Here is a 25,780-nt window from a genome sequence, read left to right on the forward strand (position 1 = left end):
GCACCCCCTGGCGAGGCTGTGTCCCATGAACAGCACCGACACGTCCCGCATCCGCCGTACCGCCGTCTCCGCCGCCGTCCTGATCGTCGGCGCACTCACCGTGGCGGGGTGTTCGGGAGGACCCGATGCTGCCGGACCCGGCTCCGCTGCGTCCGGGACCGCCGTGCCGACGACGGACGCGACGACCGCCGCGGCCACGAACGACGCACTCCGCGCCGCCGCCGCGACCGCCCGTGACGCGGTCGGGTCGGGAACGGTCGTCGCCGTCGAGCAGGAGCAGGGCGGGGCAGCGTGGGAGGTGCTGGTCGTGACGGCCGACCAGGTCGAGCACGAGGTCCACACGAACGCCGCGGGCTCGGCGACCACGGGCACTCCGGTGACGGACGGCACGGACGTCGATGACCGTGCCGAGCACCAGCGGTTCGTGGACGCGGCGGCGATCGACGTCGACGAGGCCGTGGGGCGGCTGCACGACGTCGTGGCGGGGTCGGTCACCGAGCTCGGACTCGACGACCACGCCGGCACGGTCGTCTGGGAGGGGGACGTCCGTGACGCCGCCGGGACGAAGCACAGCGTGCGGATCGACGCCGGGTCGGGCGACGTCGTGACGAACGTCGTCGACACCGACGACTGATCAGGGGAGCCGGAGCCCCGCGATCAGGACGTCGAGCAGGCGTCCGGCCTGGCCGGGGTCGTCGGCGTCGCGCGTCGACAGCAGGACCCCGACCAGCGCGGCCGTGACGTCGTCGGCGGCGACGCCGGCCCGCAGCGTGCCGTCGGCGCGTCCGGCGTCGAGGAACCGCGCCACCACGGCGTTCACCCGTTCCCGGGTGTGCGCGGTCTCCGCCGCCCCCCGGATCGCACCGACCCGGACGGTCTCGGCCATGCCGTGCTTCGTCGCGACGAATGCGGCGTAGTGGTCGGCGAAGGCCCGCAGTGCTCGGTCGGCTGGTTGCGCCGCGAGGAGCTCGTCGACCGTGTCGAGGACCGTGTCGAGCTCGACGGCGTACACCGCGGCGACGAGGTCCTGCCGCGTCGGGAACGCGCGGTAGAGCGTCCCGATCCCGACCCCGGCCGCGCGGGCGATCGCCTCGAGCGAGGCGTCCTCGCCCGTGGTGGTGAAGGCTGCTCGGGCCGCTCGGACGAGCGCCTCCCGATTCCGGGCGGCATCCGCCCGTGGGCGGCGTGGCGTGGTGGGGGTGGACAAAGCGGAGGTTCCTCCGGTTATGCTGAGCAGGTGCGGAGGTCCCTCCGCTTCGGCTCGACCCTACCGGAGGACCCCATGACGACCACCCTCGACGCCGGACGACTCGGCAGCCGCGACGTCGCCCGCATCGGCTACGGCGCGATGGCACTGGAGCGGTTCGAGCACGACCGCGTGGCAGGGGTGCGACTGCTCCACCGTGCTGCCGAGCTCGGCGTCGACCACGTCGACACCGCCGACTTCTACGGGGACGGCGTCGCGAACGACCTGATCCGTCAGGCGTTCGGCGACTCCGACGCCGTCACGGTCGTCAGCAAGGTCGGCGCCGTCCGCGTCGACGCGCCGGTGCCCCTCGTGCTCGCGCAGCGGCCCGAGGAGCTCCGGGCACAGGTGCACGCCAACCTGGTCAGCCTCGGCCGTGACCGCATCGACGTCGTCAACCTCCGCCGTGCCGACGCCGGGCCGGGTCTCCGCGCGGAGGGGGACCAGGTCGTCGACCTCGACGACCAGCTCGCCGCGATGGTTGCGCTCCGCGACGAGGGGCTCATCGGCGGCATCGGGCTCAGCGCGGTCACGGCGGACGTCCTCCGGCGTGCCCTGCCCGCCGGGATCGTCTGCGTGCAGAACGCGTACTCGCTCGTCTCCCGTGCGTCCGAGGACCTGCTGCGGGTCTGCGTGGCCGAGGGCGTCGCCTGGGTGCCGTTCTTCCCCCTCGGCGGAGCGTTCCCGGGTTCGGCGAAGGTCGGCACGGACCCGGCGGTGCTGCGCATCGCGACGGCGATCGGTGCCACGCCCGCGCAGGTCGGCCTGGCCTGGCTGCTCGGGCACGCGCCGAACGTGCTGCTCATCCCCGGGACGGCGAGCACCGCACACCTCGAGGAGAACGTCGCCGCGGGGGACGTGACGCTCGACGCGACACAGACGGCAGCCCTCGACGCGGTGTGGGAGCAGCGGTGACGCCCGCCGGTCAGCTCGCGGCCGGTGCCGGTTCGCCGAGTGCGCGACGGAGCGCCTGCGCCGCGAGGTGCTCGTCCGACGTGTCGAGCAGGACCCGGTAGGTGTCGTCCGGGGCGAGGAACTCCACGCACACGGCGTCGAAGTCGCACGGCTCGATGCGCCACCCGCGGACCGCGTCCATCGGGACCGTCGTCAGGGCGTCCCGCTCGTAGCTCGTCTCGGCGTGCACCCGGTCGGCGTAGACGCGCACACGGCCGAAGCTGCCGCGCCAGGAGAGCTGGAGGTCGAGTCGGGGAGATGCAGTGAGGTCCGGCACCCGCTGATGCTACCGACGGGTGCCGGACCTCTCGACGTCACCGGGACGTCCGGTCGCGCGATCTGGACAGGATCAGCGGTGGTCGTCCTCGTCACCGGGGCGTCGGACCTGCTTCGCCGGGTCGCGACCCGTGATCGGGTAGGGGCCGGTGACGCCCTCGCGGAGCGAGGCGATGCGGAGGATGCGGTCACGCTGCAGGAACCAGCCGACGACGAGGAGCGGGATGACGATCACGAGGGACGCGATCGTGTACGTCCCGACGGGGTAGTCGATCGCCATGAGCACGATGACCGACGCGAGGAACGCGAGCGTCAACCACGAGGTCACCGGCGCACCGGGGAGCTTGAACGTCGGCTCCTTCGCCAGCCCCTGCTTCGCCCAGCTGCGCAGCCGCATCTGGCAGAGGATGATCGTGCCCCACGCCGTGATGATGCCGAGGCTCGCGATGTTCAGGGCGATCTCGAACGCCTGGCTGGGGACGAAGTAGTTGAGCACGACACCGGCGACGGTGAACGCCGCGGTGAGGAGGATGCCGGCGTACGGCACGCCGCCGCGGGTCATCTTCGTCGTCCACTTCGGTGCCGACCCGTTCATGCCCATCGAGTGCAGCGCACGGCCGGTGGAGTACAGCCCGGCGTTCAGCGACGACAGCGCTGCCGTCAGCACGACGAAGTTCATGATCGACCCGACGACGGTACCGACCTGCGGGTTGCCGATCGACGAGAAGAACGTCACGAACGGGCTCTCACCCTCCTTGTACGCCGTGTAGGGGAGCAGGAGCGAGAGCAGGATGATCGAGCCGACGTAGAACACCGCGATGCGGAGGACCACCGAGTTGATCGCCCGCGGGATGACCTTCTCGGTGTTCTGCGTCTCGCCGGACGCCGTGCCGACGAGCTCGATCGCCGCGTAGGCGAAGACGACGCCCTGGACGACGAGCACGGTGGGCAGCAGGCCGTTCGGCAGCAGGCCGCCGTGGTCGGACCAGATCGAGAAGCCCGTCTGCACGGTCTGTCCGCCGGCCTCGACCGGGAACGCCCAGATGAGCCAGATGAGGGCGATGACGAGGAACGCCACGAGGGCGGCGACCTTGATGATCGCGAACCAGAACTCCAGCTCACCGAAGACCTTCACCGCGACCATGTTGGCGGCGAGGACGACGAGCAGCGCGATGAGCGCGAGCAGCCACTGCGGCGCGGCGGTGAACGCCGACCAGTACTTCAGGTAGACGGCGACGGCGGTGGTGTCGACGATCGAGGTCATCGCCCAGTTGAGGAAGTACATCCAGCCGGCGGCGTAGGCGAACTTCTCGCCGTAGAACTCCCGCGCGTAGGAGATGAACGACCCCGACGAGGGGCGGTGCAGCACGAGCTCGCCGAGCGCCCGCAGGATGAAGAACGCGAACACGCCCGCGATCAGGTACACCACGGCGAGGGCCGGTCCGGCGGTGTGCAGTCGCCCACCGGCACCGAGGAAGAGCCCCGTGCCGATCGCACCGCCGATGGCGATCATCTGCAGCTGGCGGGGCTTCAGACCGTGCTGGTACCCCTCCTGCTCGTGCGAGAAGTCGTTGGCGGGGGAGCGTTCCACCCCGGTGTCGTTCTGCGCTGTCATGCGCGACACGCTACAGCCGGCAGCGGATCGGCGTGGCCGACACATGCCGGTGGCTGGCAACCGACCCCGCTCGGTTGGTTGCATGGAGGGATGGACATCCTCATCCGACTCCTCGTCTCGACCGGGTTCGCCCTGCTCCTGACCGCGGTCGCCTCGCTCGTCCTGCACCTCGTCTTCCGCGCGATCGGTCGCCGCGAACGCTGGGCCGTCGCCCTGTCCAGGCGGACCAAGCACCCGACCAGGACGATGCTGCTCGTCGCGTCGCTGTGGGCCGCGTTCGCGTCCTCGGTCCCGCACGCCGAGGCCTACGGCTGGCGCGGCACCGTGTCCCACGTCTTCCTCGTCGCCACGATCGGCGTCGGAACCTGGTTGGCGTGTGCACTCGCGGTCTTCCTCGAGAGCCTCGGGCTGCACAAGTACCGCGTCGACGTGCCCGACAACCGGGTCGCGCGGCGGATCCACACCCAGGTCCTCATCCTGCGCCGCCTCACCGTCGCCGTGCTCGTCATCATCGGCGTCGGTGCGATCCTGCTCACCTTCCCCGGCGTGGAGGCCGCCGGTGCGAGCGTCCTCGCCTCGGCCGGGCTCATCTCGGTGATCGCCGGACTCGCGGCGCAGTCGACCCTCGGCAACGTGTTCGCGGGCATGCAGCTGGCGTTCTCCGGGTCGATCCGGGTGGACGACGTCGTCGTGGTCGAGCAGCAGTGGGGTCGGATCGAGGAGATCACCCTCACCTACGTCGTCGTGCACCTGTGGGACGACCGTCGGTTCGTGCTGCCGTCGACGTACTTCACGTCGACGCCGTTCGAGAACTGGACCAGGACCGGCAGCGAACTGCTCGGCGCGGTCGAGTTCGACCTCGACTGGCGGGTGAGCCCCGCGGACATGCGCGCCGAGCTCGACCGGATCCTCGCCACGTCGACGATCTGGGACCAGCGCGTGAAGGTCCTGCAGGTGACGGACGCCGTCTCCGGCCTGGTCCGGGTCCGGATCCTGGTGAGCGCGCCGGACGCCGGCGGCCTGTTCGACCTGCGGTGTTACGTGCGGGAGGAGATGGTCGAGTGGATCCAGCGCACGCATCCCGACGCACTGCCCATCCAGCGCGTGCAGCTCTCGGAGCCGAACGCCCCGACGCCCCGGCGGCCGCGTTCCGCGGAGGAGGACTCCTCGTTGTTCCGCGAGGGCGACGAGCGCTCCGCGCTCTTCACGGGGCCGATGCAGACGGCGCACGTCCCGCGGTCCGAGCAGTAGGCGGTCTCGAGACCGCCGACGCGGACACCAGCGGTCAGACCGCAGACGGGAGGCCCGGTGCCAGCTGGCACCGGGCCTCCCGTCTGCATGATGGTCCGCCCAGCTCACGGCTGCCGCGCGCGGACGGCGCGGTCGTCCTCGACGACCGTCCCGATCGCGACGATCGTCGTGGCCAGCCACGCAACCCACGTCAGGGCGAGGCGCCAGTCGCGCGGCCCCCGCCTGGTGGTCTGCAGCACGCTGTAGCCGCTGAAGACCGAACTCCACACCGCACCGTTGAACAAGAACTTGCGCACGGTTTCCTCCTGTCGTCGTCTCCGCCCACGCTACTGGTCTGTACATTGGAGCGCCGCTCGTTGCGGTCGCTCACGGAGGAGTTGCTGTGCGTCAAGCCGTCATCGGTGCAGTGCTGTTGGTCGTCGGCGCCGTGTGCGTCGCGCTCGGACTGCTGCCGGTCCCCGACCTCGCCGAGCTCGCCGGCCGCGTCGTCCCGGTGCTCGGATTCGTCCTGGGGCTCACGATCGTGTCCGAGCTCGCGGCCGACGCCGGGGTCTTCGACCGGCTCGCCGACGTCGCCGCACGGGTCGGCGGTGGACGGACGATCGGGCTCTGGGGCGCCGTCGTGGTGCTCGCCGTGCTCTGCACCGTGTTCCTGTCCATCGACACCACCGCGGTGCTCCTCACCCCGATCGTGATCGCGCTCGCGCGTCGCGTCGGCCTGCCGCCCATGCCGTTCGCGCTCACCACGGTGTGGCTGGCGAACACGGCGTCCCTGCTCCTGCCGGTGTCGAACCTCACCAACCTGCTCGCCGTCGACCGGATCGGGCTCGACGGGCCGCTGCCCTTCGCCGGCCTGATGGTGTGGGCGGCGCTCGCGGGCGTCGTGGTCCCGTGCGCCGTGCTGCTCGTGGTGTTCCGCGGCAAGCTCTTCGGCCGGTACACCCCGGTGGCAATCCGGAAGCCCGCCGACCCGGTGTTCTTCGGCGCCGCCTCGGTCGTGCTCGTCGCGCTCGTCATCGCGCTCACCGCCGGCGTCACCGTGTGGATCGCCGCGCTCGCGGCAGCCCTCGTGCTCGTCGTGGTCGCGGCGTTCCGGGCTCCCGGCGAGCTCCGACCCTCGCGTGTGCCGTGGTCGACGCTGGTGTTCGCGGCCGGGCTCTTCGTCGTCGTCGAGACCCTGCACACCACCGGTGTGACCGACCCGGTGGTGCACGCGCTCTCCGGCGGAACCGGCACCGGGTCGCTGCTGCTGCTCGGCGGTGCCGGCGCGGTGGCCGCGAACGTGATGGACAACCTGCCCGCCTACCTCGTGCTCGAGCCGGCGGCGGGGCACGAGGCCCTCCGCTACGCGGCGCTGCTCGTCGGCGTCAACGCCGGGTGCCTGATCACCCCGTGGGCCTCCCTCGCGACGCTGCTCTGGCACGCGCGGCTGTCCGCCGAGGGCATCCACCTGTCGTGGGGGCGCTACATGGCGCTCGGCTGCGTCGTGGCACCGCTCACGGTGGTCGCCGCCGTCCTCGCGCTCCGGCTGTAGCCCGGCGTCGGGCCCCGGCTACAGCCAGTCGCGACGCTTGAACGACCGGTAGAGCAGCAGCGACGACACGACGATGAGCGACACCGAGGCGATCAGACCGCCCCAGTGCCCCTCGCCGGGGAAGGTCACGTTCTGCCCGAAGAACCCCGTGATGGCGGTCGGGATCGCGATGATCGCCGCCCAGCTCGTCACCTTCTTCATGACCGTGTTCTGCCGGTTCGACGCCAGGTTGAGGTTGGTGTCCAGCACGCTCGACACCGCGTCCCGGAGCTGCTCGACGGAGTCCGCGATCGACACCAGGTGGTCCTCGACGTCGCGGAAGTACGGGCGGATGCCGTCGGCGATCGTCTCGGCGTCCCCGTGCAGCAGCGACGCGACGCTGTCCTTCGTCGGGACCACCAGCCGCCGGACGACGCCCAGGGCCTTCCGGAGCGCGAACGACCGGCGTTGGATCTGCTGCTCGCGCGGGTTGCCGCGCTCGAACAGGTCGTCCTCCAGGTCGTCGATGGCCCGCTCGATGTCCTCGACGGCGGTCGACGCGTGGTCGACGACCGTGTCGAGCAGGCCCCAGACCAGCCAGGGCACCCCGTGGTCGGCCTGGTCGGCGTCCGCGTCGAGGCGACGGGCGACCTCGGCGGTGTCGAAGTCCGCCCCGTGGATCGTCACGAGGGCGCGCTCCGTGACGAAGGCCTTCACCTCGTGCGTGACGAGCGTGCCCGAGGCGTCGCGGCCTCCGACGTCGTAGACCACGAGGAAGAGGCTCTCGCGGTAGCGGTCGAGCTTCGGACGCTGTCCCGGCTCCAGCGCGTCCTCGACCGCGAGCGCGTGGATGCCGAGTTCCTCCTCGACGTGCTCCAGGTCCGACGCCTCGGGGTCGGTGTAGTCGATCCAGAGGAAGGTGTCCTCGTCGGCGACCAGGTCGGAGATCTGCTCGACGGGGAAGTCCCGCTCGGCTGCCGATCCGTTGCGCCACGAGCGAGTGCTGACCATGCCGGTCAGCCTAGTGACGCACGGACTGCGCGCCCGCCGGGACGGACCCGGCCGGGCGCGCAGTCCGTACAGGGAGCGTCAGTACGCCGAGACCAGCTTCCCGTCGCGCACCTCGAGGTACTCGTGCACGTCGAACGTGTCCTCCTGGTGCCCGCTGTCCCCGAAGAACGACGTGTAGTCGTACCCGATCACCCCGTCGGACGTGCTCGTCACCCGGATGCTGCCGGAACCGGACGCCTCGACGGCGAGCTTCGGCATCGTCGTCACCTGGTAGTGGACGGGGCCGTCGGCGTCGTACGGGCCGTACCAGGGGCAGCCGCTCAGCGCGTCGACGTCGGTCTTCGCGGCGCACGTGGTGATCTGGTCCGTGACGAACGCCTCCGCGTCCTTCGTGAGCTGGTCCGTGGCCTTCGGGGCGAAGTCGACGTACGGGCTCGCCGAACCGCCGACGGCGACGGTCTTCGTCCCGCCGGTGAAGTACTTCGTCCCGCCCACCTCGACCCGGTAGGTGCCCGGGTAGGCCATCGACCGGAAGGTGCCGTCCTCGATCTTGCCGACGCGCTCGCCGCCGACCGAGACGGGGGCGCCCTCGAGGGTGTCCGCTGCGGTGATCGACACCTCCTGGGCCAGCGGCGTCGTCACGCGCCACTCGTCGTGCACCAGCCAGGTCGTCCCGGTGCGACGGAGTTCGACCTGCCCCGACCGGTTCTTGCCACCCTGCCGGTAGCTCACGGTGGCCACCGCGCGGTCGCCGGTCGTCGTGACCCGTCCCACGCGCACGTCGGTCGGACGGTCGGTCGCGCTCTTCAGCACGGCGGCGTCGAGCATCCGCGCCGCGCCGGACACCTCGCTCATCCGGTCGGCGGTGCCCGCGTCGCCGTGGGCGATCGCGTCGACGTAGCTGCGCACGGTCGGAGCCGGTCCCCAGACGTTCGTCCGGAGCACGCCGGCCGTCACGGCGCCGGCGATGAGCACGACGACCACGGCCCCGCCGGCGACGAGCGACCGCACCAGGACCTTCTTCGCACGCGGCGACATCGGCGCGGCCGGGGTCGCCGCACCCGCACCGATGAACGGTGCCGTCGCACCCGGTCCGACGAACGGCCCGGTGCTGCCGGCCGACGGCGCGGTCCCGTGCGGCGTGCCGTCGGGCACGACGCCGTCGACGCTGCTCCAGGACGCCGGCACGCCGGTCGTCGGCTGGTCGACCGTCCCGGCCGCAGGCTGCTCGGCAGCGTCGGACACCGGCGCGGCGGCGCCGGACACGGGCCCTGCCACGCCGGACGCCGGCCCGGCAGGGCCGGGCACGGGCCCGGCCGCACCGGGCACCGGGCCGACCGCGCCGGGCACCGGCCAGCCGGACGCCGCGGGCTGCGGGTCCGCTCCGACGAACCGCGACGTCACGATGAGCACCCGGGGCGCGACGCGGGGGAGCACCACGGGGGCGAGGTACCGCGCGACCGCCTCGATCGCTGCACCCCAGGCGGCGAACACGACCGGCGTCCAGGGGGCCACGCCCATCGACCCCGCGCCGCCGACCGTGCTCGAACCGGTGGCCGAGTACGAGAACACCCCCGTGCCGAGCACGAACACGACGAGTCCGACGAGGAGCCACGCCAGCGGGGACACGACCCAGTCGAGCGTCGTCCGGGCACGGTCGTTCCGTCGGACCGCGAGCGCGAACCCGGCGGCGACGGCGGTCACCACGACGAGCAGGACGACGAGCCACAGCCAGCCGGACGACCCGAACACCGACGCGGTCTGGGCGCCGCTGCCGAACCCGGCGACGCCGATGCCGCCGAGGAAGCCGATCGACGCGATCGCGAGGGCGAGGTTCCCGAGCACGAGCGGCAGGGCCGACCCCCACGACGGCTGCACCACGAACGCGATGACGAGCAGTGCGACGACGACGAGGGCGACGACGACCGCGACCTGGCCCACCGCGACACGCACGGTGCCGAGGAGCCGCCCGGCGAGCACGCGCCCGCCCGTCAGCGCCGACGGCCGGGCGAGGAACGCGGAGAGCGCGCCGACGGCGAAGGCCCCGAGGACGCTCCCGATCCCGACGGCGTGCACGGCACCGATGGACACCCCGGACGTCGCCGGGAAGCGGATCGCGAGCACGAGTGCCGCCAGCGTCGTGCAGGCGGTGAGCACCAGCCCGGTGAGCACCGACGTGACGACGAGCTGCGGCAGCCCGGCGGTGCGGGTCCGGATGCGGCGGGTGAGCACGACGGCGATCACGACCTGCGCCGCGAGCACCAGCGCCGGCACGACGCCGAGCGAGGCGGAGCCCGCGATGCCGAAGAGCGGGACCGACCCGGACAGGTGGAGCCGACCGAAGTCGGCGAGGGCGACGAGCTGCGCGGGGGCACCGAGCAGCACGCTGATGCCCGAGAGCAGGGCCTGCGGATCCGGTGCCGGGGTCGCCGAGCCGGTGTCCGGCAGGGACCCGCCGCCGAACGAGGAGTCGGAGCCGCCGACCGCGAGGACCGCGACGGTCAGCAGCAGGGACAGGCCCGCGACGACGTAGGCTGCGACCCATGCGCCCAGGCCGGCGACGGCGGCGGCGAGCCAGTCGCGACCGCCGATCGAGCGGAGCAGCCGCCCGAGGGCGTCGGGTTCTCGTGGCGGGACGGACGGGGTGGTGCTCACGGCGGGAGTCCTCTCCGGCCGGGCGGTCGTGCGCAGGCCCCTCCCGCGCACCGTGTCCCCCCGACACGGGATGCAGCGTACCGGAACCGGGGCCGTCGGGACCGCCCGACGGTGCGCTGGTACCGTCGGTGCCGTGTCAACACCCCGTGGTTCCTCCGCCAAGTACTCCTTCGTCGTCGCCTCGAACCGTCTGCCCGTCGACCGCGTGGTGGACGAGGACGGCAACGAGGGCTGGCGGCACTCGCCGGGTGGACTGGTCACGGCGCTCGAGCCCGTGATGCGCGCGAACGACGGTGCCTGGGTCGGCTGGGTGGGGCAGCCGGACGTCGAGGTCGACCCCTTCGACAACGAGGGCATCCACATCGTGCCGGTGCCGCTCAGCACGAGCGAGGTCGAGGAGTACTACGAGGGCTTCAGCAACGACACCCTGTGGCCGCTGTACCACGACGTCATCGAGCACCCGAGCTACCACCGCGACTGGTGGAACTCCTACAAGGGCGTGAACCGGCGCTTCGCCGAGCAGATCGCCGCGATCGTCGAGCAGGACGGCATCGTGTGGGTGCAGGACTACCAGCTCCAGCTCGTGCCGGCCCTGCTCCGCGAGCTCCGTCCCGACCTGACGATCGGCTTCTTCAACCACATCCCCTTCCCGCCGGTCGGCATCTACGCCCAGCTGCCGTGGCGCGCGCAGATCCTGGACGGCCTGCTCGGCGCCGACGTCATCGGCTTCCAGCGCCACGACGACGCGAGCGACTTCCTCCGCGCGGTCCGACACATCAAGGGCTACACGACCAAAGGCACGATGATCGACGTCCCGGTGGACGACCCGGACGCACCGCGGAGCCGCAAGGGCATCACGGTCCGCCACGTCGAGGCCCGGCACTTCCCGATCTCGATCGACGCCGAGAGCTTCGAGGAGATCGCCCGCCGTCCGGAGGTGCAGGAGCGTGCCCGCGAGATCCGCGAGGGCCTCGGCAACCCGAAGACGGTGCTGCTCGGCGTCGACCGCCTCGACTACACCAAGGGCATCCGCCACCGGATCAAGGCGTTCGGCGAACTCGTGCAGGACGGCCGCATCGCGGTCGAGGACGCCACGCTCGTCCAGGTGGCCAGCCCGAGCCGCGAGCGCGTCGACACGTACAAGACCCTGCGTGACGAGATCGAGCTGAGCGTCGGACGGCTGAACGGCGACCTCGGCACCATCGGGCACCAGCCGATCTCCTACCTGCACCACGGCTACCCGCGTGAGGAGATGGTGGCGCTCTACCTGGCCGCGGACATCATGCTCGTGACCGCGCTCCGCGACGGCATGAACCTCGTCGCCAAGGAGTACGTCGCGACCCGGTTCGACAACGACGGCGTGCTCATCCTGTCCGAGTTCGCCGGCGCCGCCGACGAGCTCAAGCAGGCCGTGATCATCAACCCGCACGACATCGGCGCCCTGAAGGACTCGATCCAGCGTGCGATCGAGATGCCGGCGCGCGAGCGGTCGACGCGGATGCGCGCGCTCCGCAAGCGGGTGCGGGACAACGACGTGGCGCGCTGGTCGCGCTCGTTCCTCGAGGCGCTCGACCGGCACGCACCCCGCGCTGCGCGGATCGACCCGTCCGCCACGGACCCGGCGGACCGGCATCGCGAGGCACAGACCGACTCGATGTCGATCTTCGATCAGGACGCGCAGACCGCGCGTGCCGCCGAGGACACCCGGGAGGCCCGTGATGCGTGACGACGCGACGCACGTCGACGAGACGGCGACTCCAGGGCTCGACGAGGCGCTCCAGCGCCTCGCGACCGCCGACACGCTGGTGGTCGCGCTGGACTTCGACGGCACGCTCGCGCCGTTCGCCGACGACCCCGGCCACGTCGGCGCCCTGCCGGGGAGCTGGGCCGCGGTCCTGACGCTGCAGCGGGCGAAGGGCACCGAGGTCGCCCTCGTGTCCGGTCGCCCGCTCGACTCCCTCGCGGCGGTCTCGCACGCGCCGGACGGGATGGCGCTGATCGGGTCGCACGGCGTGGAGTGGCGCGTCGACGGTCACGACCAGGACGCCCTGTCGGCGGACGAGCAGGAGCGCGTCGCGCGGGTCGGCGCCGCGCTCGACGCCGTGGGGGAGCGGTTCCCCGGCGTCGTCATCGAGCACAAGCCCGCCGGCCACGGCGTGCACACCCGTCGGGTGAGCGCCGAGGTCGCGGCCGAGGCGAACGCCGCCGCGAGCGCTGCGGCGCACGACGCCGACGCGGACGTGCTCGAGCGCGGCGGCAAGGACATCCTGGAGTTCGCCGTCCGGCACGTGACCAAGGGCGACGCGATCGACCGGCTGCGCGAACTGCGCGGCGCGGACGCCGTGTTCTTCGCCGGCGACGACGTCACCGACGAGGACGCCTTCCGGGTGCTCGGCGACGGTGACGTCGGCGTGAAGGTGGGGGAGGGCGAGACCATGGCCCGCCATCGCGTGGCCGACCCGGCGGCCCTCACCGACGTCCTGAAGCAGCTCGCACGGGCGCGGTTTGCTCGGTGAATCGCGCCAGCGATTCGCGACGCGCCCCGCAGGAGCCTGCGACGGAGGTTGCGTCAAGCGACGCGCTGACGGAGCCGAGCCGCGCCTCCCGTCCGGAACATGCGCATGCATGGAGGTGCACGACTGGTATCCCAATCGGTCCTAGACTCGCTCCATGCCTGACATCGACGTGAAGCCGCGCAGCCGAGTCGTCACCGACGGGATCGAAGCAACCACCTCGCGTGGCATGCTGCGGGCCGTCGGGATGGGGGACGAGGACTGGGAGAAGCCGCAGATCGGCATCGCCTCCTCGTGGAACGAGATCACCCCCTGCAACCTGAGCCTCGACCGGCTCGCCCAGGGCGCCAAGGAGGGCGTCCACGGCGGCGGCGGGTACCCGCTGCAGTTCGGCACCATCTCCGTCTCCGACGGCATCTCGATGGGCCACGAGGGCATGCACTTCTCCCTCGTCTCGCGTGAGGTCATCGCCGACAGCGTCGAGACCGTCGTCAACGCGGAGCGCCTCGACGGCACCGTGCTGCTCGCCGGCTGCGACAAGTCGCTCCCCGGGATGCTCATGGCCGCGGCCCGCCTCGACCTCGCCAGCGTCTTCCTCTACGCCGGGTCGGTCATGCCGGGCTACGTCAAGCAGGCGGACGGCACCATGAAGGAGGTCACGATCATCGACTCCTTCGAGGGCGTCGGTGCGTGCAAGGCCGGCACCATGAGCGAAGCGGAGCTCAAGGAGATCGAGTGTGCGATCGTCCCGGGCGAGGGTGCCTGCGGCGGGATGTACACCGCGAACACGATGGCGAGCCTGGCCGAGGCCCTCGGCATGTCGCTGCCGGGATCGGCCGCCCCGCCGAGCGCCGACCGGCGTCGCGACTACTACGCCCACCGCTCGGGCGAGGCCGTCGTGAACATGCTCCGCCTCGGCATCACCGCGCGCCAGATCCTCACGAAAGAGGCGTTCGAGAACGCGATCACCGTGCTCATGGCACTCGGTGGGTCGACGAACGCGGTGCTGCACCTGCTGGCGATCGCGCACGAGGCCGAGGTCGAGCTGGACCTCGACGACTTCAACCGCATCGGCTCGAAGGTCCCGCACCTGGCCGACATGAAGCCCTTCGGCAAGTACGTCATGGTCGACGTCGACCGCAACGGCGGCATCCCGGTCGTCATGAAGGCGCTGCTCGAGGCCGGTCTGCTGCACGGCGACGTCATGACCGTGACGGGCAAGACCCTCGCCGAGAACCTCGCCGAGATCGACCCGCCGGAGCTCGACGGTGAGGTCTTCCGGACCCTCGACAACCCGATCCACGCCACGGGCGGTCTGACCGTCCTGCAGGGGTCCTTCGCCCCCGAGGGCGCGGTCGTGAAGACCGCCGGCTTCGACGCCGAGGTCTTCGAGGGTCCCGCCCGCGTGTTCGACCGCGAGCGTGCCGCGATGGACGCCCTGACCGAGGGTCGGATCCAGAAGGGCGACGTGGTGGTCATCCGCTACGAGGGGCCCAAGGGCGGTCCTGGTATGCGCGAGATGCTCGCGATCACCGCCGCCATCAAGGGTGCTGGCCTCGGCAAGGATGTACTACTCTTGACCGACGGTCGATTCTCAGGCGGCACAACCGGCCTGTGCATCGGCCACATCGCACCGGAGGCAGTGGACGCAGGTCCAGTGGCCTTCGTGCGCGATGGCGACCGCATCCGTGTCGACATCGCGGCTCGTTCGCTCGACCTACTGGTCGAGCCGGCTGAGCTGGAAGCCCGCCGTGCCGGCTGGGCGCCGCTGCCCCCGCGCTACACCCGCGGAGTCCTCGCGAAGTACGCCAAGCTCGTCCAGTCCGCCGCCAAGGGCGCGGTCACGGGCTAGCGTTCGACACCCGCCATCGCCACCTCTCCAGGCAAGGAACCCTGCATGCCCACGGAAGCCACACCGCTGTCCGCGGCCACCGGAGCGCGTCGCACGCCGGAGGTCCTGACCGGCTCGGGAGCCGTCCTGCGGACGCTCGAGCACCTCGGGATCACCGACGTCTTCGGCCTGCCCGGCGGCGCGATCATCCCGTTCTACGACGAGCTCATGGCGTCGAAGACCATCCGCCACATCCTGGTCCGCCACGAGCAGGGCGCCGGCCACGCCGCCGAGGGCTACGCGTCCGCATCGGGCAGGGTCGGGGTCGCGATCGCGACGTCCGGCCCCGGCGCGACGAACCTCGTCACCGCGATCGCCGACGCCTACATGGACTCGGTTCCGTTCATCGCGATCACCGGGCAGGTGTTCTCGACCCTGATGGGCACCGACGCCTTCCAGGAGGCCGACATCGTCGGCATCACGATGCCGATCACGAAGCACTCGTTCCTCGTGACCGACCCGGCCGAGATCCCGGCCACCATCGCCGCCGCGTACCAGATCGCGACGACGGGGCGCCCGGGGCCGGTGCTCGTCGACATCACGAAGGACGCGCAGCAGAACTCGGCGCCGTACGTCTGGCCGCCGAAGATCGACCTGCCCGGCTACCGGCCGGTGACGAAGGCGCACGGCAAGCAGATCACCGCCGCCGCGCAGCTCCTCGCCGAGTCGAGCCGCCCGGTGCTCTACGTCGGTGGCGGGGTCGTCCGCTCCGGCGCGACCGCCGAGCTGCTGGCCTTCGCCGAGGCCACGGGTGCCCCCGTCGTGACGACCCTGATGGCCCGCGGCGCCTTCCCGGACTCACACCGGCAGCACCTCGGCATGCCCGGCATGCACGGCACCGTCCCGGCGGTCCTCGGGCTGCAGGAGAGCGACCTCATCATCGCGCTCGGTGCCCGGTTCGACGACCGCGTGACCGGCAAGGTGGACGAGTTCGCACCGGACGCGAAGGTCGTGCACGTCGACATCGACCCCGCCGAGATCTCGAAGATCCGCTTCGCCGACGTCCCGATCGTGGGCGACGCCCGCGAGGTGCTCGTCGACCTCACCGACGCGTGGGCCGGCGTCCCGACCGACCAGCGCGCGTCGACGGCGTCGTGGTGGAGCCGGCTCGAGCAGATCCGCACGGACTTCCCGCTCGGCTTCGCCCCGCCGCAGGACGGCCTCCTCGCGCCCCAGGCGATCATCGCCCGCATCGGCGAGCTCACCGGCCCGGAGGCGGTCTACGCCTCCGGCGTCGGACAGCACCAGATGTGGTCGGCACAGTTCATCAAGTACGAGCGTCCGCACGCGTGGCTGAACTCCGGCGGTGCGGGCACGATGGGCTACGCCGTCCCCGCCGCGATGGGCGCGAAGGTCGCCGAACCGGACCGCGTGGTCTGGGCGATCGACGGCGACGGCTGCTTCCAGATGACGAACCAGGAACTCGCGACCTGCGTCATCAACGACATCCCGATCAAGGTCGCGATCATCAACAACTCCTCGCTCGGCATGGTGCGGCAGTGGCAGACGCTGTTCTACGACGGCCGGCACTCCTTCACCGACCTCGAGACGGGGCACCAGTCGCGCCGGGTGCCGGACTTCGTCAAGCTCGCCGACGCGTACGGTGCCCTCGGCATCCGCGTCGAGAAGGAGGACGAGGTCGACGCCGCGATCGAACTCGCCCTCGCGACGAACGACCGGCCCGTCGTCATCGACTTCGTGGTCAGCCGCGACTCGATGGTGTGGCCGATGGTGCCGCAGGGCGTGGGCAACTCGTCCGTGCAGTACGCCCGCGAACACGCCCCGAGCTGGGACGCCGAGGACGCCGACCTGACGGGAGACCCCGCATGAGCCACGTCCTCTCCCTCCTCGTCGAGGACAAGCCGGGCCTGCTGACCCGCGTCGCGGGGCTCTTCGCCCGCCGCGGGTTCAACATCGAGTCGCTCGCCGTGGGCAACACCGAGGTCGCGGGCCTGTCCCGCATCACGGTCGTCGTCGACGTCGAGGACCTGCCCCTGGAACAGGTGACCAAGCAGCTCAACAAGCTCGTCAACGTCATCAAGATCGTCGAACTCGACTTCTCGCAGTCGGTCCAGCGCGAGCACATGCTCGTGAAGGTCCGTGTCGACAACCAGACGCGCTCGGCCGTGCTCGAAGCAGTGAACCTGTTCCGCGCCCAGGTCGTCGACGTCGCGAACGACTCGCTCATCGTCGAGGTGACCGGCGACCCCGGCAAGATCCAGGCGATCCTCCGCGTGCTCGAGCCCTACGGCATCAAGGAGCTCGCCCGTGCGGGCCTGCTCGGCATGGGCCGCGGACCGAAGAGCATCACCGACCGGGTGCGCTGAGCGCCGCCCGCCGAACGAACCACCAACAAGGAGATCACGCACCGTGACTGACATCGTGTACGACGCCGACGCCGACCTCAGCCTCATCCAGGGCAAGAAGGTCGCGGTCATCGGCTACGGCTCGCAGGGCCACGCCCACGCCCTGAACCTCCGCGACTCCGGCGTCGAGGTCAAGATCGGCCTCAAGGAGGGCTCGAAGAGCCGCCAGAAGGCCGAAGAGGCCGGCTTCGAGGTCCACACCCCCGCCGAGGCGACCAAGTGGGCTGACGTCGTCGTCATCCTCGCGCCGGACCAGGTGCAGCGGATCGTCTACAAGGACGACATCGAGCCGAACCTCAAGCAGGGCGCGACCCTCGTCTTCGGCCACGGGTTCAACATCCGCTACGGCTACATCGAGGCTCCGGAGGGCGTCGACGTGTCGCTCGTCGCGCCGAAGGGCCCCGGTCACACCGTGCGCCGCGAGTACGAGGCCGGCCGTGGCGTCCCGGTGATCGTCGCCGTCGAGGTGGACGCCTCCGGGAACGCCTGGGACGTCGCGTGGTCCTACGCGAAGGCCATCGGCGGCCTCCGCTCCGGCGGCATCAAGACCACCTTCACCGAGGAGACCGAGACCGACCTGTTCGGTGAGCAGGCCGTCCTCTGCGGTGGTACCTCCCAGCTCATCCAGTACGGCTTCGAGACCCTCGTCGAGGCGGGCTACCAGCCGCAGATCGCCTACTTCGAGGTGCTCCACGAGCTCAAGCTGATCGTCGACCTCATCTGGGAGGGCGGCCTCACCAAGCAGCGCTGGTCGATCTCCGACACCGCCGAGTTCGGCGACTACGTCTCCGGCCCGCGCGTGATCTCGCCCGAGGTCAAGGAGAACATGAAGGCCGTGCTGGCCGACATCCAGGACGGCACGTTCGCGAAGCGCTTCATCGACGACCAGGACGCCGGCGCCCCGGAGTTCACGGCCCTGCGCGAGAAGGGCGAGGGGCACCCGATCGAGGCCACCGGTCGCGAGCTCCGCAAGCTGTTCGCGTGGAAGCAGTCCGACTCCGACTACGTCGACGGTTCGGCGGCGCGGTAGTCTTCCCGAGACCACTCGACGACGAGGCGGCGGTGCGGACCCCCGTGCCGCCGCCTCTCGATGTGACCCGAACCTCATGCAGCAGCTCTTCAGCACCCCCGACGCCGTGAACCGGCGTCTCCGCGGCGACGCGCCGCGCGCTCCCCGGCAGACGTCGCCCGTGCGGCCTGCGCGGTGGCAGGACCGGACCGAACGACGTGGGATGATCGACGGATGGCGGTGACGAAGCGAGCGGTCCACATCGGCGCCGGCAAGATCGGGCGCGGGTTCGTGGGCCAGTTCCTCGTGGCCAGCGGGTACGAGCTCACCTTCGTCGACGTCGACGAACGTGTCGTGCGCGCCCTCAACGAGAGCGGCCGTTTCGTCGTGCACGAGGTCGGCGAGATGCCCGTCGAGCACCTCGTCCACGGGTTCCGCGCGCTGAACAGCAAGACCGAGCGTGACGCGGTCGTCCGTGCCATCGCCGACGCCGACGTCGTCACCACGGCGGTCGGCGCCAGGACGCTGCCGCTCGTGGCGCCGGTGATCGCCGAGGGGCTCGCCGCCCGCTCGCTCGACCGCGGCGACGTCACGATCGTCGCCTGCGAGAACGCCCTCAACGCGACCGACTCGCTGCACGCGAGCATCCGCCGTGCACCGATCCTCGAGGACCGGGACATCGCCGCGGTGTTCGCGAACTGCGCGATCGACCGCATCGTCCCCGACCAGTCCGGCGTCCTCGGCCAGTCCGGCGGCCTCGACGTCGTACTCGAGCCCTTCTACGAGTGGGTCATCGAGCGCACGCCCTTCGCCACGTCCGACTCCGAGCCGCCGGAGATCGACGGCGTGACGTGGGTCGACGACCTGCAGCCGTTCGTCGAGCGGAAGCTCTACACCGTGAACACCGCCCACGCGACCGCGGCGTACCACGGCTTCGTGCGGGGCATCCGGCTCATCCGCGAGGCCCTCGAGGACACCGCCGTCCGCGCCGAGGTGGACGGCGTCCTCGCGGAGACCACCGCGCTCCTCATCGCCAAGCACGGCTTCGACCCCGCGGAGCACGCGCGGTACGTCGCCGCGAACCTCTCCCGGATCGCCAACCCGCACCTGCCGGACACCACGGCGCGTGTCGGACGGAACCCGCTGCGCAAGCTCGGGCGTCGCGAGCGCTTCGTCGGGCCGGCCGCCCAGCTCGCCGAGCGCGGCTTGCCGGTCGAACACCTCGTCGGTGCGGTCCGTGTCGCCCTGGCGTTCGACGACCAGGACGACCCGGAGTCGATCGAGCTGCACGCCCTGCTGCGGTCCGGTGCCACGGCCCACGCGCTCACCGAGATCCTCACCGGCCTGATGGAGAGCCACCCGCTCTTCCCGGCCGTCCGCGACGTCGTGGCCGAGGTCCTCGAGTCCGAGGCCGCCGACGTCTGAGCGTCGGACCAGGTCGGTGGCCCCGTCCCGCCCGGTAGAATCGACGGCATGACCCCGGCACCTCCCGCACACGACGGCGCTGCGGCGTCCCCGCCGGACGGCGCGCTCGACCACGAGGACGACGCAGCGCTGCAGTGGGGCGACGCCGACGACGCCACCCACGTCGACGCCGCGCACAACCCGGTCCGCGTGAAGGCGCAGCGGGATCGCGACGTCGAGGAGCCGCTCGGCTCGGGCGCGCTCATCGGCATGGGCGTCTTCGGCGGTCTCTACCTGCTCTACACGGTCGCCTGGCTCGTCAGCGCCAGCCTGCTCACGGTCGCCGGCTCCGGCGCCGTCGGCGTGATGAGCGAGCTCATGCGCGTGCTCGCGATCATGGCGCCGGCGTTCTGGTTCGCGGCCACGCTGTGGCTCGGCCAGGGCAGCCGCAACCGGACGAAGTTCACCTGGCTGCTCGTCGGCGCGGTCGTGCTCATCCCGTGGCCGTTCATCATGACCAGGAGCTTCGGGTGAGCGGGGCGGTGACCGAGCGCCCGCGGATCGTCAGCCCGGGCAAGCTGGTCGTCTGGGCCCTCGCCGCCGTGTTCCTGGCATTCGTGACGTGGCAGGCCGTCGGCAACCTGGTCGGTGTCTCGAAGTCGGTGTCCGACTTCAACGCGTTCGTCCGGCAGAACGGCGGCAAGGGCCTCGAGACGGGCACCCCGTGGGTCGCCCTGGTCGTGGACGTGCTCATCGCGCCGGTCGCCTTCGTGGCCGCATGGCTGGTCTCGCGCCGGATGGACGTGGTCCGCACGGTCGTCGTCTTCGTCGCAGCGCTGTGCGCGGTGTCCGCGCTCTGGTTCACCCTGCTGCAGTACGTCTCCTCAACGCTCCGCATCGGTTCCTGAGGCACCACCCACCGGCCAGGAGGCCCGCGGCGGCGCCGCCGCGGGCCTCCCGTCCGGTGGCCAGCAGGCCCACGGCCGCCGCAGCGGTCGTAACGGTCCGCACGCGTCGATACGATGGTGGTACACCACCCGTCTCGTGTGAGGAACAGCAGCTGTGCCGAAGCCGGTCGTCCTGATCGCCGAAGAACTCTCGCCCGCCACGGTCGACGCCCTCGGGCCCGACTTCGAGATCCGGAACGTGGACGGCACCGACCGCCCCGCACTCCTGGCCTCCCTCGCCGACGCGCACGCCGTCCTGGTGCGGTCCGCCACCAGGATCGACGCCGAGGCGATCGCCGCCGCGCCGAACCTGAAGGTCGTCGCCCGTGCCGGCGTCGGCCTCGACAACGTCGACATCAAGGCGGCCACGACCGCCGGCGTCATGGTCGTCAACGCGCCGACGTCGAACATCATCTCGGCGGCCGAGCTGACCGTGGGACACATCCTGTCGCTCGCGCGGCACATCCCGGCCGCACACGCATCGCTGGCGGCCGGGGCGTGGAAGCGCTCCGCCTACACCGGCGTCGAGCTCTACGAGAAGACCGTCGGCATCATCGGGCTCGGGCGCATCGGCGCGCTCATCACGCAGCGGCTGCAGGCCTTCGGGGTCTCGGTCATCGCGTACGACCCGTACGTCACGACCGCCCGCGCGCAGCAGCTCGGCGTCGAGCTCGTCGCACTCGACGACCTGCTCCGTCGCGCCGACTTCGTGACGATCCACATGCCGAAGACGCCGGAGACCCTCGGCATGATCTCCGACGAGCAGTTCGCGATCATGAAGCCGACCGCGTTCGTCGTGAACGTCGCGCGTGGTGGCCTCGTCGACGAGGACGCGCTGTACCGGGCGCTCACCACGGACCAGATCGCCGGCGCCGGCCTCGACGTCTTCGTGTCGGAGCCGCCCACGGACTCGCCGCTCGTGGCCCTGCCGAACGTCGTCGTCACGCCGCACCTCGGTGCCTCGACCGACGAGGCGCAGGAGAAGGCGGGTGTGTCCGTCGCGAAGTCGGTGCGGCTCGCCCTCGGCGGCGAACTCGTCCCGGACGCGGTCAACGTCGCCGGCGGTGTCATCGACCCGTACGTGCGCCCCGGCATCCCGCTCATGGAGAAGCTCGGTCAGGTCTTCACCGGACTGGCGACCTCGCCCGTCACGAGCATCGACGTCGAGGTCCACGGTGAGCTCGCCCAGTACGACGTCAGCGTGCTGAAGCTCGCGGCGCTCAAGGGCGTCTTCACCGACGTCGTCAGCGACCAGGTCTCCTACGTGAACGCGCCCTTGATCGCCGAGCAGCGCGGCGTCTCCGTGCGGCTCATCACCGACGCGGACAGCCCCGAGTACCGCAACGTCCTCACGATCCGCGGCGCGCAGTCCGACGGCCCGGCGATCAGCGTCTCCGGCACGCTCACGGGGCCGAAGCAGGTCGAGAAGCTCGTCGAGATCAACGGCTACGACGTCGAGGTCGCGCTCGACGCGCACCACGTGGTGATGGACTACACCGACCGGCCCGGCATCGTCGCGGTCTACGGCAAGGAGTTCGGCGAGGCCGGCATCAACATCGCCGCGATGCAGATCGCCCGGCACTCGGCCGGCGGCAAGGCGCTCAGCGTCCTCACCGTCGACTCGCCCGTGCCGGCGGAGATCCTCGAGCACGTCCGGTCGACGATCGACGCCTCCTCGCTCCGCGAGATCGACATCACGCTCTAGGGAGGCGCCATGACGCAGACGCAGACGCTCCGGCTGGCGGTCATCCGCGGCGACGGCATCGGGCCGGAGGTCGTCGACGAGGCCCTCAAGGTCCTGCACGCCGTCGTCCCGGACGACCTCGTGGTCGAGGAGACCCCGTTCGCGCTCGGCGCGACCCGGTACCTCGAGACCGGCGACGTCCTGACCGACGAGGACATGGCCGCCGTCGCGTCGCACGACGCGATCCTGCTCGGCGCCGTCGGCGGTGACCCCCGCGACCCCCGACTGGCCGGCGGGATCATCGAGCGCGGCCTGCTGCTGAAGCTGCGGTTCGCGTTCGACCACTACGTCAACCTGCGGCCCACCAAGGTGTACGACGCCGTCGCCACGCCGCTCGTGGCGCCGGGCGACGTCGACTTCGTGGTGGTCCGCGAGGGGACCGAGGGCCCGTACGTCGGCAACGGCGGGGCGATCCGCGTGGGGACGCCCCACGAGATCGCGACCGAGGTCTCCCTGAACACCGCGCACGGGGTCGAGCGCACCGTTCGGTACGCGTTCGCCCTGGCGGACCGCCGGCCCCGGAAGCACCTGACCCTCGTGCACAAGAGCAACGTCCTCGTCAACGCCGGCGCACTCTGGCAGCGCACCGTCGCGGCGGTCGGGCAGGAGTACCCGGACGTCACCGTGGACTACCAGCACGTCGACGCGGTGACCATCCACATGGTGCGCGAACCCGCCCGGTTCGACGTCATCGTCACCGACAACCTGTTCGGCGACATCATCACCGACCTGGCCGGCGCGATCAGCGGCGGCATCGGTCTGGCGGCCTCGGGGAACATCAACCCGGACGGCACCTTCCCCAGCATGTTCGAGCCGGTCCACGGATCCGCGCCGGACATCGCGGGCCAGCAGAAGGCCGACCCGACGGCCGCGATCCTCTCCGTCGCGCTCCTCCTCGACCACATCGGTCGTGGGGACCTGGCGGCGGCGGTGACGCGGGCGGTCGAGGCCGACCTGGCTGACCGGGGCACCACCGAGCGCCGTACGGCCGAGATCGGCGACGCCATCGCCGCCGCGGCCACGGCGCACACCACCACTGCCTGAGAAGGAGCCACACCGATGAGCACCGACACGGTCCGTCCTGAGCCGGTCTTCGGACTCGAGTTCGCCAGCACCCCTTCGCCTGCGCGCCGCGCCGAGGCCGAGCGTGAGGCGATCCTGGCCGACCCCGGCTTCGGCAAGCACTTCACCGACCACATGGCCACCGTCGAGTGGACGCTCGACGACGGCTGGCACGACGCGTCGATCCACCCGTACGGGCCGCTGTCCCTCGACCCGAGCGCGAGTGTCCTGCACTACGCGCAGGAGATCTTCGAGGGGCTCAAGGCGTACCGGCACGCCGACGGCTCGGTGTGGACGTTCCGGCCCGACGCCAACGCCCGGCGCTTCCAGCGCTCCGCTCGCCGTCTCGCACTCCCGGAGCTCCCGGTCGAGGTGTTCGTCGAGTCGATCCGCCAGCTCGTGCAGACCGACGTCGACTGGGTGCCCTCGGCGCCCGAGACGAGCCTGTACCTCCGCCCGTTCATGATCGCGACCGAGTCGTTCCTCGGGGTGCGGGCCGCGCAGGCCGTCGCGTACCACTGCATCGCGAGCCCGGCCGGCGCGTACTTCACGTCCGGCCCGAAGCCCGTGTCGATCTGGCTGTCGACGAACTACGCCCGCGCGGGTCGTGGCGGGACGGGCGCGGCGAAGACCGGCGGGAACTACGCTGCGTCGCTCCTGCCGCAGCAGGAGGCCTACGAGCACGGCTGCCAGCAGGTGATGTTCCTCGACTCCGAAGAGGGCAGGTACCTCGAGGAACTCGGCGGCATGAACGTCGTGCTGGTCAAGGCCGACGGCACGCTGGTCACCCCGGACTCGGACTCCATCCTCGAGGGCATCACCCGCGACTCGATCCTGCAGCTCGCCGAGGACCGCGGCCTGACCGTGGAGCGGCGTCGCGTGACGCTCGACGAGTGGCGTGACGGTGTGGCGGACGGCTCGATCACCGAGGCGTTCGCGTGCGGGACCGCCGCCGTGGTGACCCCGATCGCCGAGCTCCGCGGCGACGGGTTCACGATCGGGTCGCCGACCGTCGGTGCCGGGGAGCTGACGATGTCCCTCCGCGAGGAACTGACCGACATCCAGTCCGGCCGTCGTCCCGACCCGCACGGGTGGATGACCAAGCTGACCGACGCGTCCTGATCTGGGCTCGGGCGTCGGTAGGGTCGAACGGTGAAGATCGCACGGTTCAGCAGCAAGGGTGAAGACCCCCGGTACGGCATCCTCGACGAGCGCGCGCTGGTGGTGCTCGCGGGGGACCCGATGTACCAGGGGTTCGAGACCACGGGGGAGCGGGTGCCCCTGTCCGAGGCGAAGCTCCTCGCACCCGTGATCCCGCGCTCCAAGGTCATCGGCGTCGGGCTCAACTACGCCGAGCACGCGGACGAGATGGACGACGTCTCGAGTGACGACCCCGTGGTGTTCCTCAAGCCGAACACCTCGGTGATCGGACCGGAAGACCCGATCCGGCTGCCCGAGGGGGTCGGTCGCGTCGACCACGAGGGCGAACTCGCCGTCGTGATCGGTTCCCTGGCGAAGAACGTCCGCCGTGAGGACTTCGCGAGTGTGATCCTCGGCTACACGATCGCCAACGACGTCACCGCCCGTGACCTGCAGGCCCGCGACGGTCAGTGGACCCGTGCGAAGGGCTTCGACACCTTCTGCCCGCTCGGCCCCGTGATCGAGACCGAGATCGACCCGTCCGACATCCGACTCGAGACCCGCGTCGACGGTGACCTGCGCCAGGTGGCCTCCACCAGCGAGATGGTGCACGACATCCCCGAGCTCATCGAGTTCGTGTCGTCGATCTGGACGCTCCTGCCCGGAGACGTCATCCTCACCGGCACCCCTGCCGGCGTGGGGGAGATCCGCGACGGCGAGGTCGTCGAGGTCACCATCTCGGGGATCGGCACGCTGAAGAACCCGGTCATCGCCCGCAAGTGACCGAGAGCCATGACGGCCCCGCATCCACCCGGATGCGGGGCCGTCGTCGTTGTCCGACACGTGTTCCCCGAGATTCCGGGCGACACGCCGTCGTGCAGGCTCGGTTTGCCCGATCCGTGGATCGTGCGTAGAGTTCTTACTCGTCACCCCAAAGGTGCGGCGGAGACGCCGAGACGGTCACCCGGAGCGAAAGCCCCGAGCGATGCAGTCCGGACCACGCCGACCTCAAGCGGGACCACCCACTCCAATGAAGCCGGTCGCCAGACCGCCACTGAAGTAGTGGTACAGTACCGAAGTTGCCCGAGCGGGCATTCCCTCACCGGAGAAGAAGCTCGGCGCGTCTGGTCCTTGAGAACTCAACAGCGTGCACATTGTCAATGCCAATTTATTGACCCCGTGC

The 25,780-nt window shown here is 71.1% G+C and carries 23 protein-coding genes; 17 read left to right on the plus strand and 6 right to left on the minus strand.

Features of this window, described 5'->3' with window-relative positions; translation table 11 throughout:
* Window positions 1-25: 25 nt before the first annotated feature.
* A complete protein-coding gene (locus FS641_RS11330; protein WP_144763759.1) occupies window positions 26-634 on the plus strand; it encodes a PepSY domain-containing protein in 609 nt (202 codons plus the stop codon).
* Here the strand turns inward: FS641_RS11330 and FS641_RS11335 are convergent, their stop codons facing one another.
* Window positions 635-1,207, minus strand: coding sequence for a TetR/AcrR family transcriptional regulator (locus FS641_RS11335; RefSeq protein WP_144763761.1), 573 nt, complete (start codon window positions 1,205-1,207; stop codon window positions 635-637).
* Between the two features lie 75 nt (window positions 1,208-1,282).
* Between FS641_RS11335 and FS641_RS11340 the strand changes: the two genes are divergently transcribed.
* Window positions 1,283-2,161, plus strand: coding sequence for an aldo/keto reductase (locus FS641_RS11340; protein WP_144763763.1), 879 nt, complete (start codon window positions 1,283-1,285; stop codon window positions 2,159-2,161).
* Window positions 2,162-2,171: 10 nt separating this feature from the next.
* On the opposite strand, the gene FS641_RS11345 is transcribed toward FS641_RS11340, so the two are convergent.
* Window positions 2,172-2,477: a hypothetical protein gene (locus FS641_RS11345; RefSeq protein ID WP_144763766.1), complete on the minus strand. Its 306-nt coding sequence runs from the start codon at window positions 2,475-2,477 to the stop codon at window positions 2,172-2,174.
* A gap of 72 nt (window positions 2,478-2,549) precedes the next feature.
* Entirely contained in the window at window positions 2,550-4,091 is a 1,542-nt protein-coding gene (locus FS641_RS11350) for an amino acid permease (RefSeq protein WP_144763768.1), read from the minus strand.
* A gap of 90 nt (window positions 4,092-4,181) precedes the next feature.
* Between FS641_RS11350 and FS641_RS11355 the strand changes: the two genes are divergently transcribed.
* Complete coding sequence (locus tag FS641_RS11355; RefSeq protein WP_144763771.1) at window positions 4,182-5,342, plus strand: mechanosensitive ion channel family protein; 1,161 nt, start codon at window positions 4,182-4,184, stop codon at window positions 5,340-5,342.
* A gap of 104 nt (window positions 5,343-5,446) precedes the next feature.
* Here the strand turns inward: FS641_RS11355 and FS641_RS11360 are convergent, their stop codons facing one another.
* Window positions 5,447-5,638 carry a hypothetical protein gene (locus FS641_RS11360; RefSeq protein WP_144763773.1) on the minus strand — a complete coding sequence of 64 codons (192 nt, stop codon included), beginning with the start codon at window positions 5,636-5,638 and terminating at the stop codon, window positions 5,447-5,449.
* Window positions 5,639-5,724: 86 nt separating this feature from the next.
* Between FS641_RS11360 and FS641_RS11365 the strand changes: the two genes are divergently transcribed.
* Entirely contained in the window at window positions 5,725-6,876 is a 1,152-nt protein-coding gene (locus FS641_RS11365; protein WP_144763775.1) for an SLC13 family permease, read from the plus strand.
* An 18-nt stretch (window positions 6,877-6,894) separates the two neighbouring features.
* On the opposite strand, the gene FS641_RS11370 is transcribed toward FS641_RS11365, so the two are convergent.
* Together FS641_RS11370 and FS641_RS11375 are read right to left on the minus strand one after the other, a co-directional pair.
* Entirely contained in the window at window positions 6,895-7,866 is a 972-nt protein-coding gene (locus FS641_RS11370) for a magnesium transporter CorA family protein (protein WP_144763777.1), read from the minus strand.
* Between the two features lie 78 nt (window positions 7,867-7,944).
* Window positions 7,945-10,521, minus strand: coding sequence for a hypothetical protein (locus FS641_RS11375; protein WP_144763779.1), 2,577 nt, complete (start codon window positions 10,519-10,521; stop codon window positions 7,945-7,947).
* A 70-nt stretch (window positions 10,522-10,591) separates the two neighbouring features.
* On the opposite strand from FS641_RS11375, the gene otsA reads away from it, so the two are divergent.
* The 13 genes from otsA to FS641_RS11440 all read left to right on the plus strand — a co-directional run bounded on the left by otsA (window position 10,592) and on the right by FS641_RS11440 (window position 25,380).
* Window positions 10,592-12,247, plus strand: a complete 1,656-nt coding sequence (gene otsA / locus FS641_RS11380; protein WP_395879430.1) for an alpha,alpha-trehalose-phosphate synthase (UDP-forming) — start codon at window positions 10,592-10,594, stop codon at window positions 12,245-12,247.
* On the plus strand, window positions 12,240-13,037 hold the full coding sequence (gene otsB, locus FS641_RS11385; RefSeq protein WP_144763783.1) for a trehalose-phosphatase: 798 nt from the start codon (window positions 12,240-12,242) through the stop codon (window positions 13,035-13,037). Before otsA ends, otsB begins: the two co-directional genes overlap by 8 nt.
* Before the next feature lie 154 nt (window positions 13,038-13,191).
* Window positions 13,192-14,886 (plus strand): dihydroxy-acid dehydratase, encoded by a 1,695-nt coding sequence (gene ilvD / locus FS641_RS11390; RefSeq protein WP_144763785.1) that lies wholly within the window; start codon window positions 13,192-13,194, stop codon window positions 14,884-14,886.
* A gap of 45 nt (window positions 14,887-14,931) precedes the next feature.
* Window positions 14,932-16,755, plus strand: coding sequence for an acetolactate synthase large subunit (locus tag FS641_RS11395; protein ID WP_144763788.1), 1,824 nt, complete (start codon window positions 14,932-14,934; stop codon window positions 16,753-16,755).
* Window positions 16,752-17,252, plus strand: coding sequence for an acetolactate synthase small subunit (gene ilvN / locus FS641_RS11400; protein ID WP_144763790.1), 501 nt, complete (start codon window positions 16,752-16,754; stop codon window positions 17,250-17,252). The genes FS641_RS11395 and ilvN overlap by 4 nt, the downstream gene beginning before the upstream one ends.
* 43 nt (window positions 17,253-17,295) lie before the next feature.
* Window positions 17,296-18,321: a ketol-acid reductoisomerase gene (ilvC, locus tag FS641_RS11405; RefSeq protein ID WP_144763792.1), complete on the plus strand. Its 1,026-nt coding sequence runs from the start codon at window positions 17,296-17,298 to the stop codon at window positions 18,319-18,321.
* A gap of 213 nt (window positions 18,322-18,534) precedes the next feature.
* The gene (locus FS641_RS11410; RefSeq protein WP_144763794.1) at window positions 18,535-19,725 is read left to right on the plus strand and encodes a mannitol-1-phosphate 5-dehydrogenase; all 1,191 of its coding nucleotides are present in this window, start codon (window positions 18,535-18,537) and stop codon (window positions 19,723-19,725) included.
* A gap of 48 nt (window positions 19,726-19,773) precedes the next feature.
* Window positions 19,774-20,238: a hypothetical protein gene (locus FS641_RS11415; protein ID WP_144763796.1), complete on the plus strand. Its 465-nt coding sequence runs from the start codon at window positions 19,774-19,776 to the stop codon at window positions 20,236-20,238.
* Entirely contained in the window at window positions 20,235-20,612 is a 378-nt protein-coding gene (locus tag FS641_RS11420) for a hypothetical protein (RefSeq protein WP_144763797.1), read from the plus strand. Before FS641_RS11415 ends, FS641_RS11420 begins: the two co-directional genes overlap by 4 nt.
* Window positions 20,613-20,766: 154 nt before the next feature.
* A complete protein-coding gene (gene serA / locus FS641_RS11425) occupies window positions 20,767-22,356 on the plus strand; it encodes a phosphoglycerate dehydrogenase (protein ID WP_144763799.1) in 1,590 nt (529 codons plus the stop codon).
* A gap of 9 nt (window positions 22,357-22,365) precedes the next feature.
* Entirely contained in the window at window positions 22,366-23,439 is a 1,074-nt protein-coding gene (locus tag FS641_RS11430) for a 3-isopropylmalate dehydrogenase (protein ID WP_144763801.1), read from the plus strand.
* 15 nt (window positions 23,440-23,454) lie between these two features.
* Window positions 23,455-24,579, plus strand: coding sequence for a branched-chain amino acid aminotransferase (locus FS641_RS11435; protein ID WP_144763803.1), 1,125 nt, complete (start codon window positions 23,455-23,457; stop codon window positions 24,577-24,579).
* Between the two features lie 30 nt (window positions 24,580-24,609).
* Window positions 24,610-25,380 carry a fumarylacetoacetate hydrolase family protein gene (locus tag FS641_RS11440; protein WP_144763805.1) on the plus strand — a complete coding sequence of 257 codons (771 nt, stop codon included), beginning with the start codon at window positions 24,610-24,612 and terminating at the stop codon, window positions 25,378-25,380.
* The last annotated feature ends 400 nt before the right edge of the window (window positions 25,381-25,780 follow it).

Source organism: Curtobacterium sp. 9128, from assembly GCF_007673775.1.
GTDB lineage: Bacteria > Actinomycetota > Actinomycetes > Actinomycetales > Microbacteriaceae > Curtobacterium.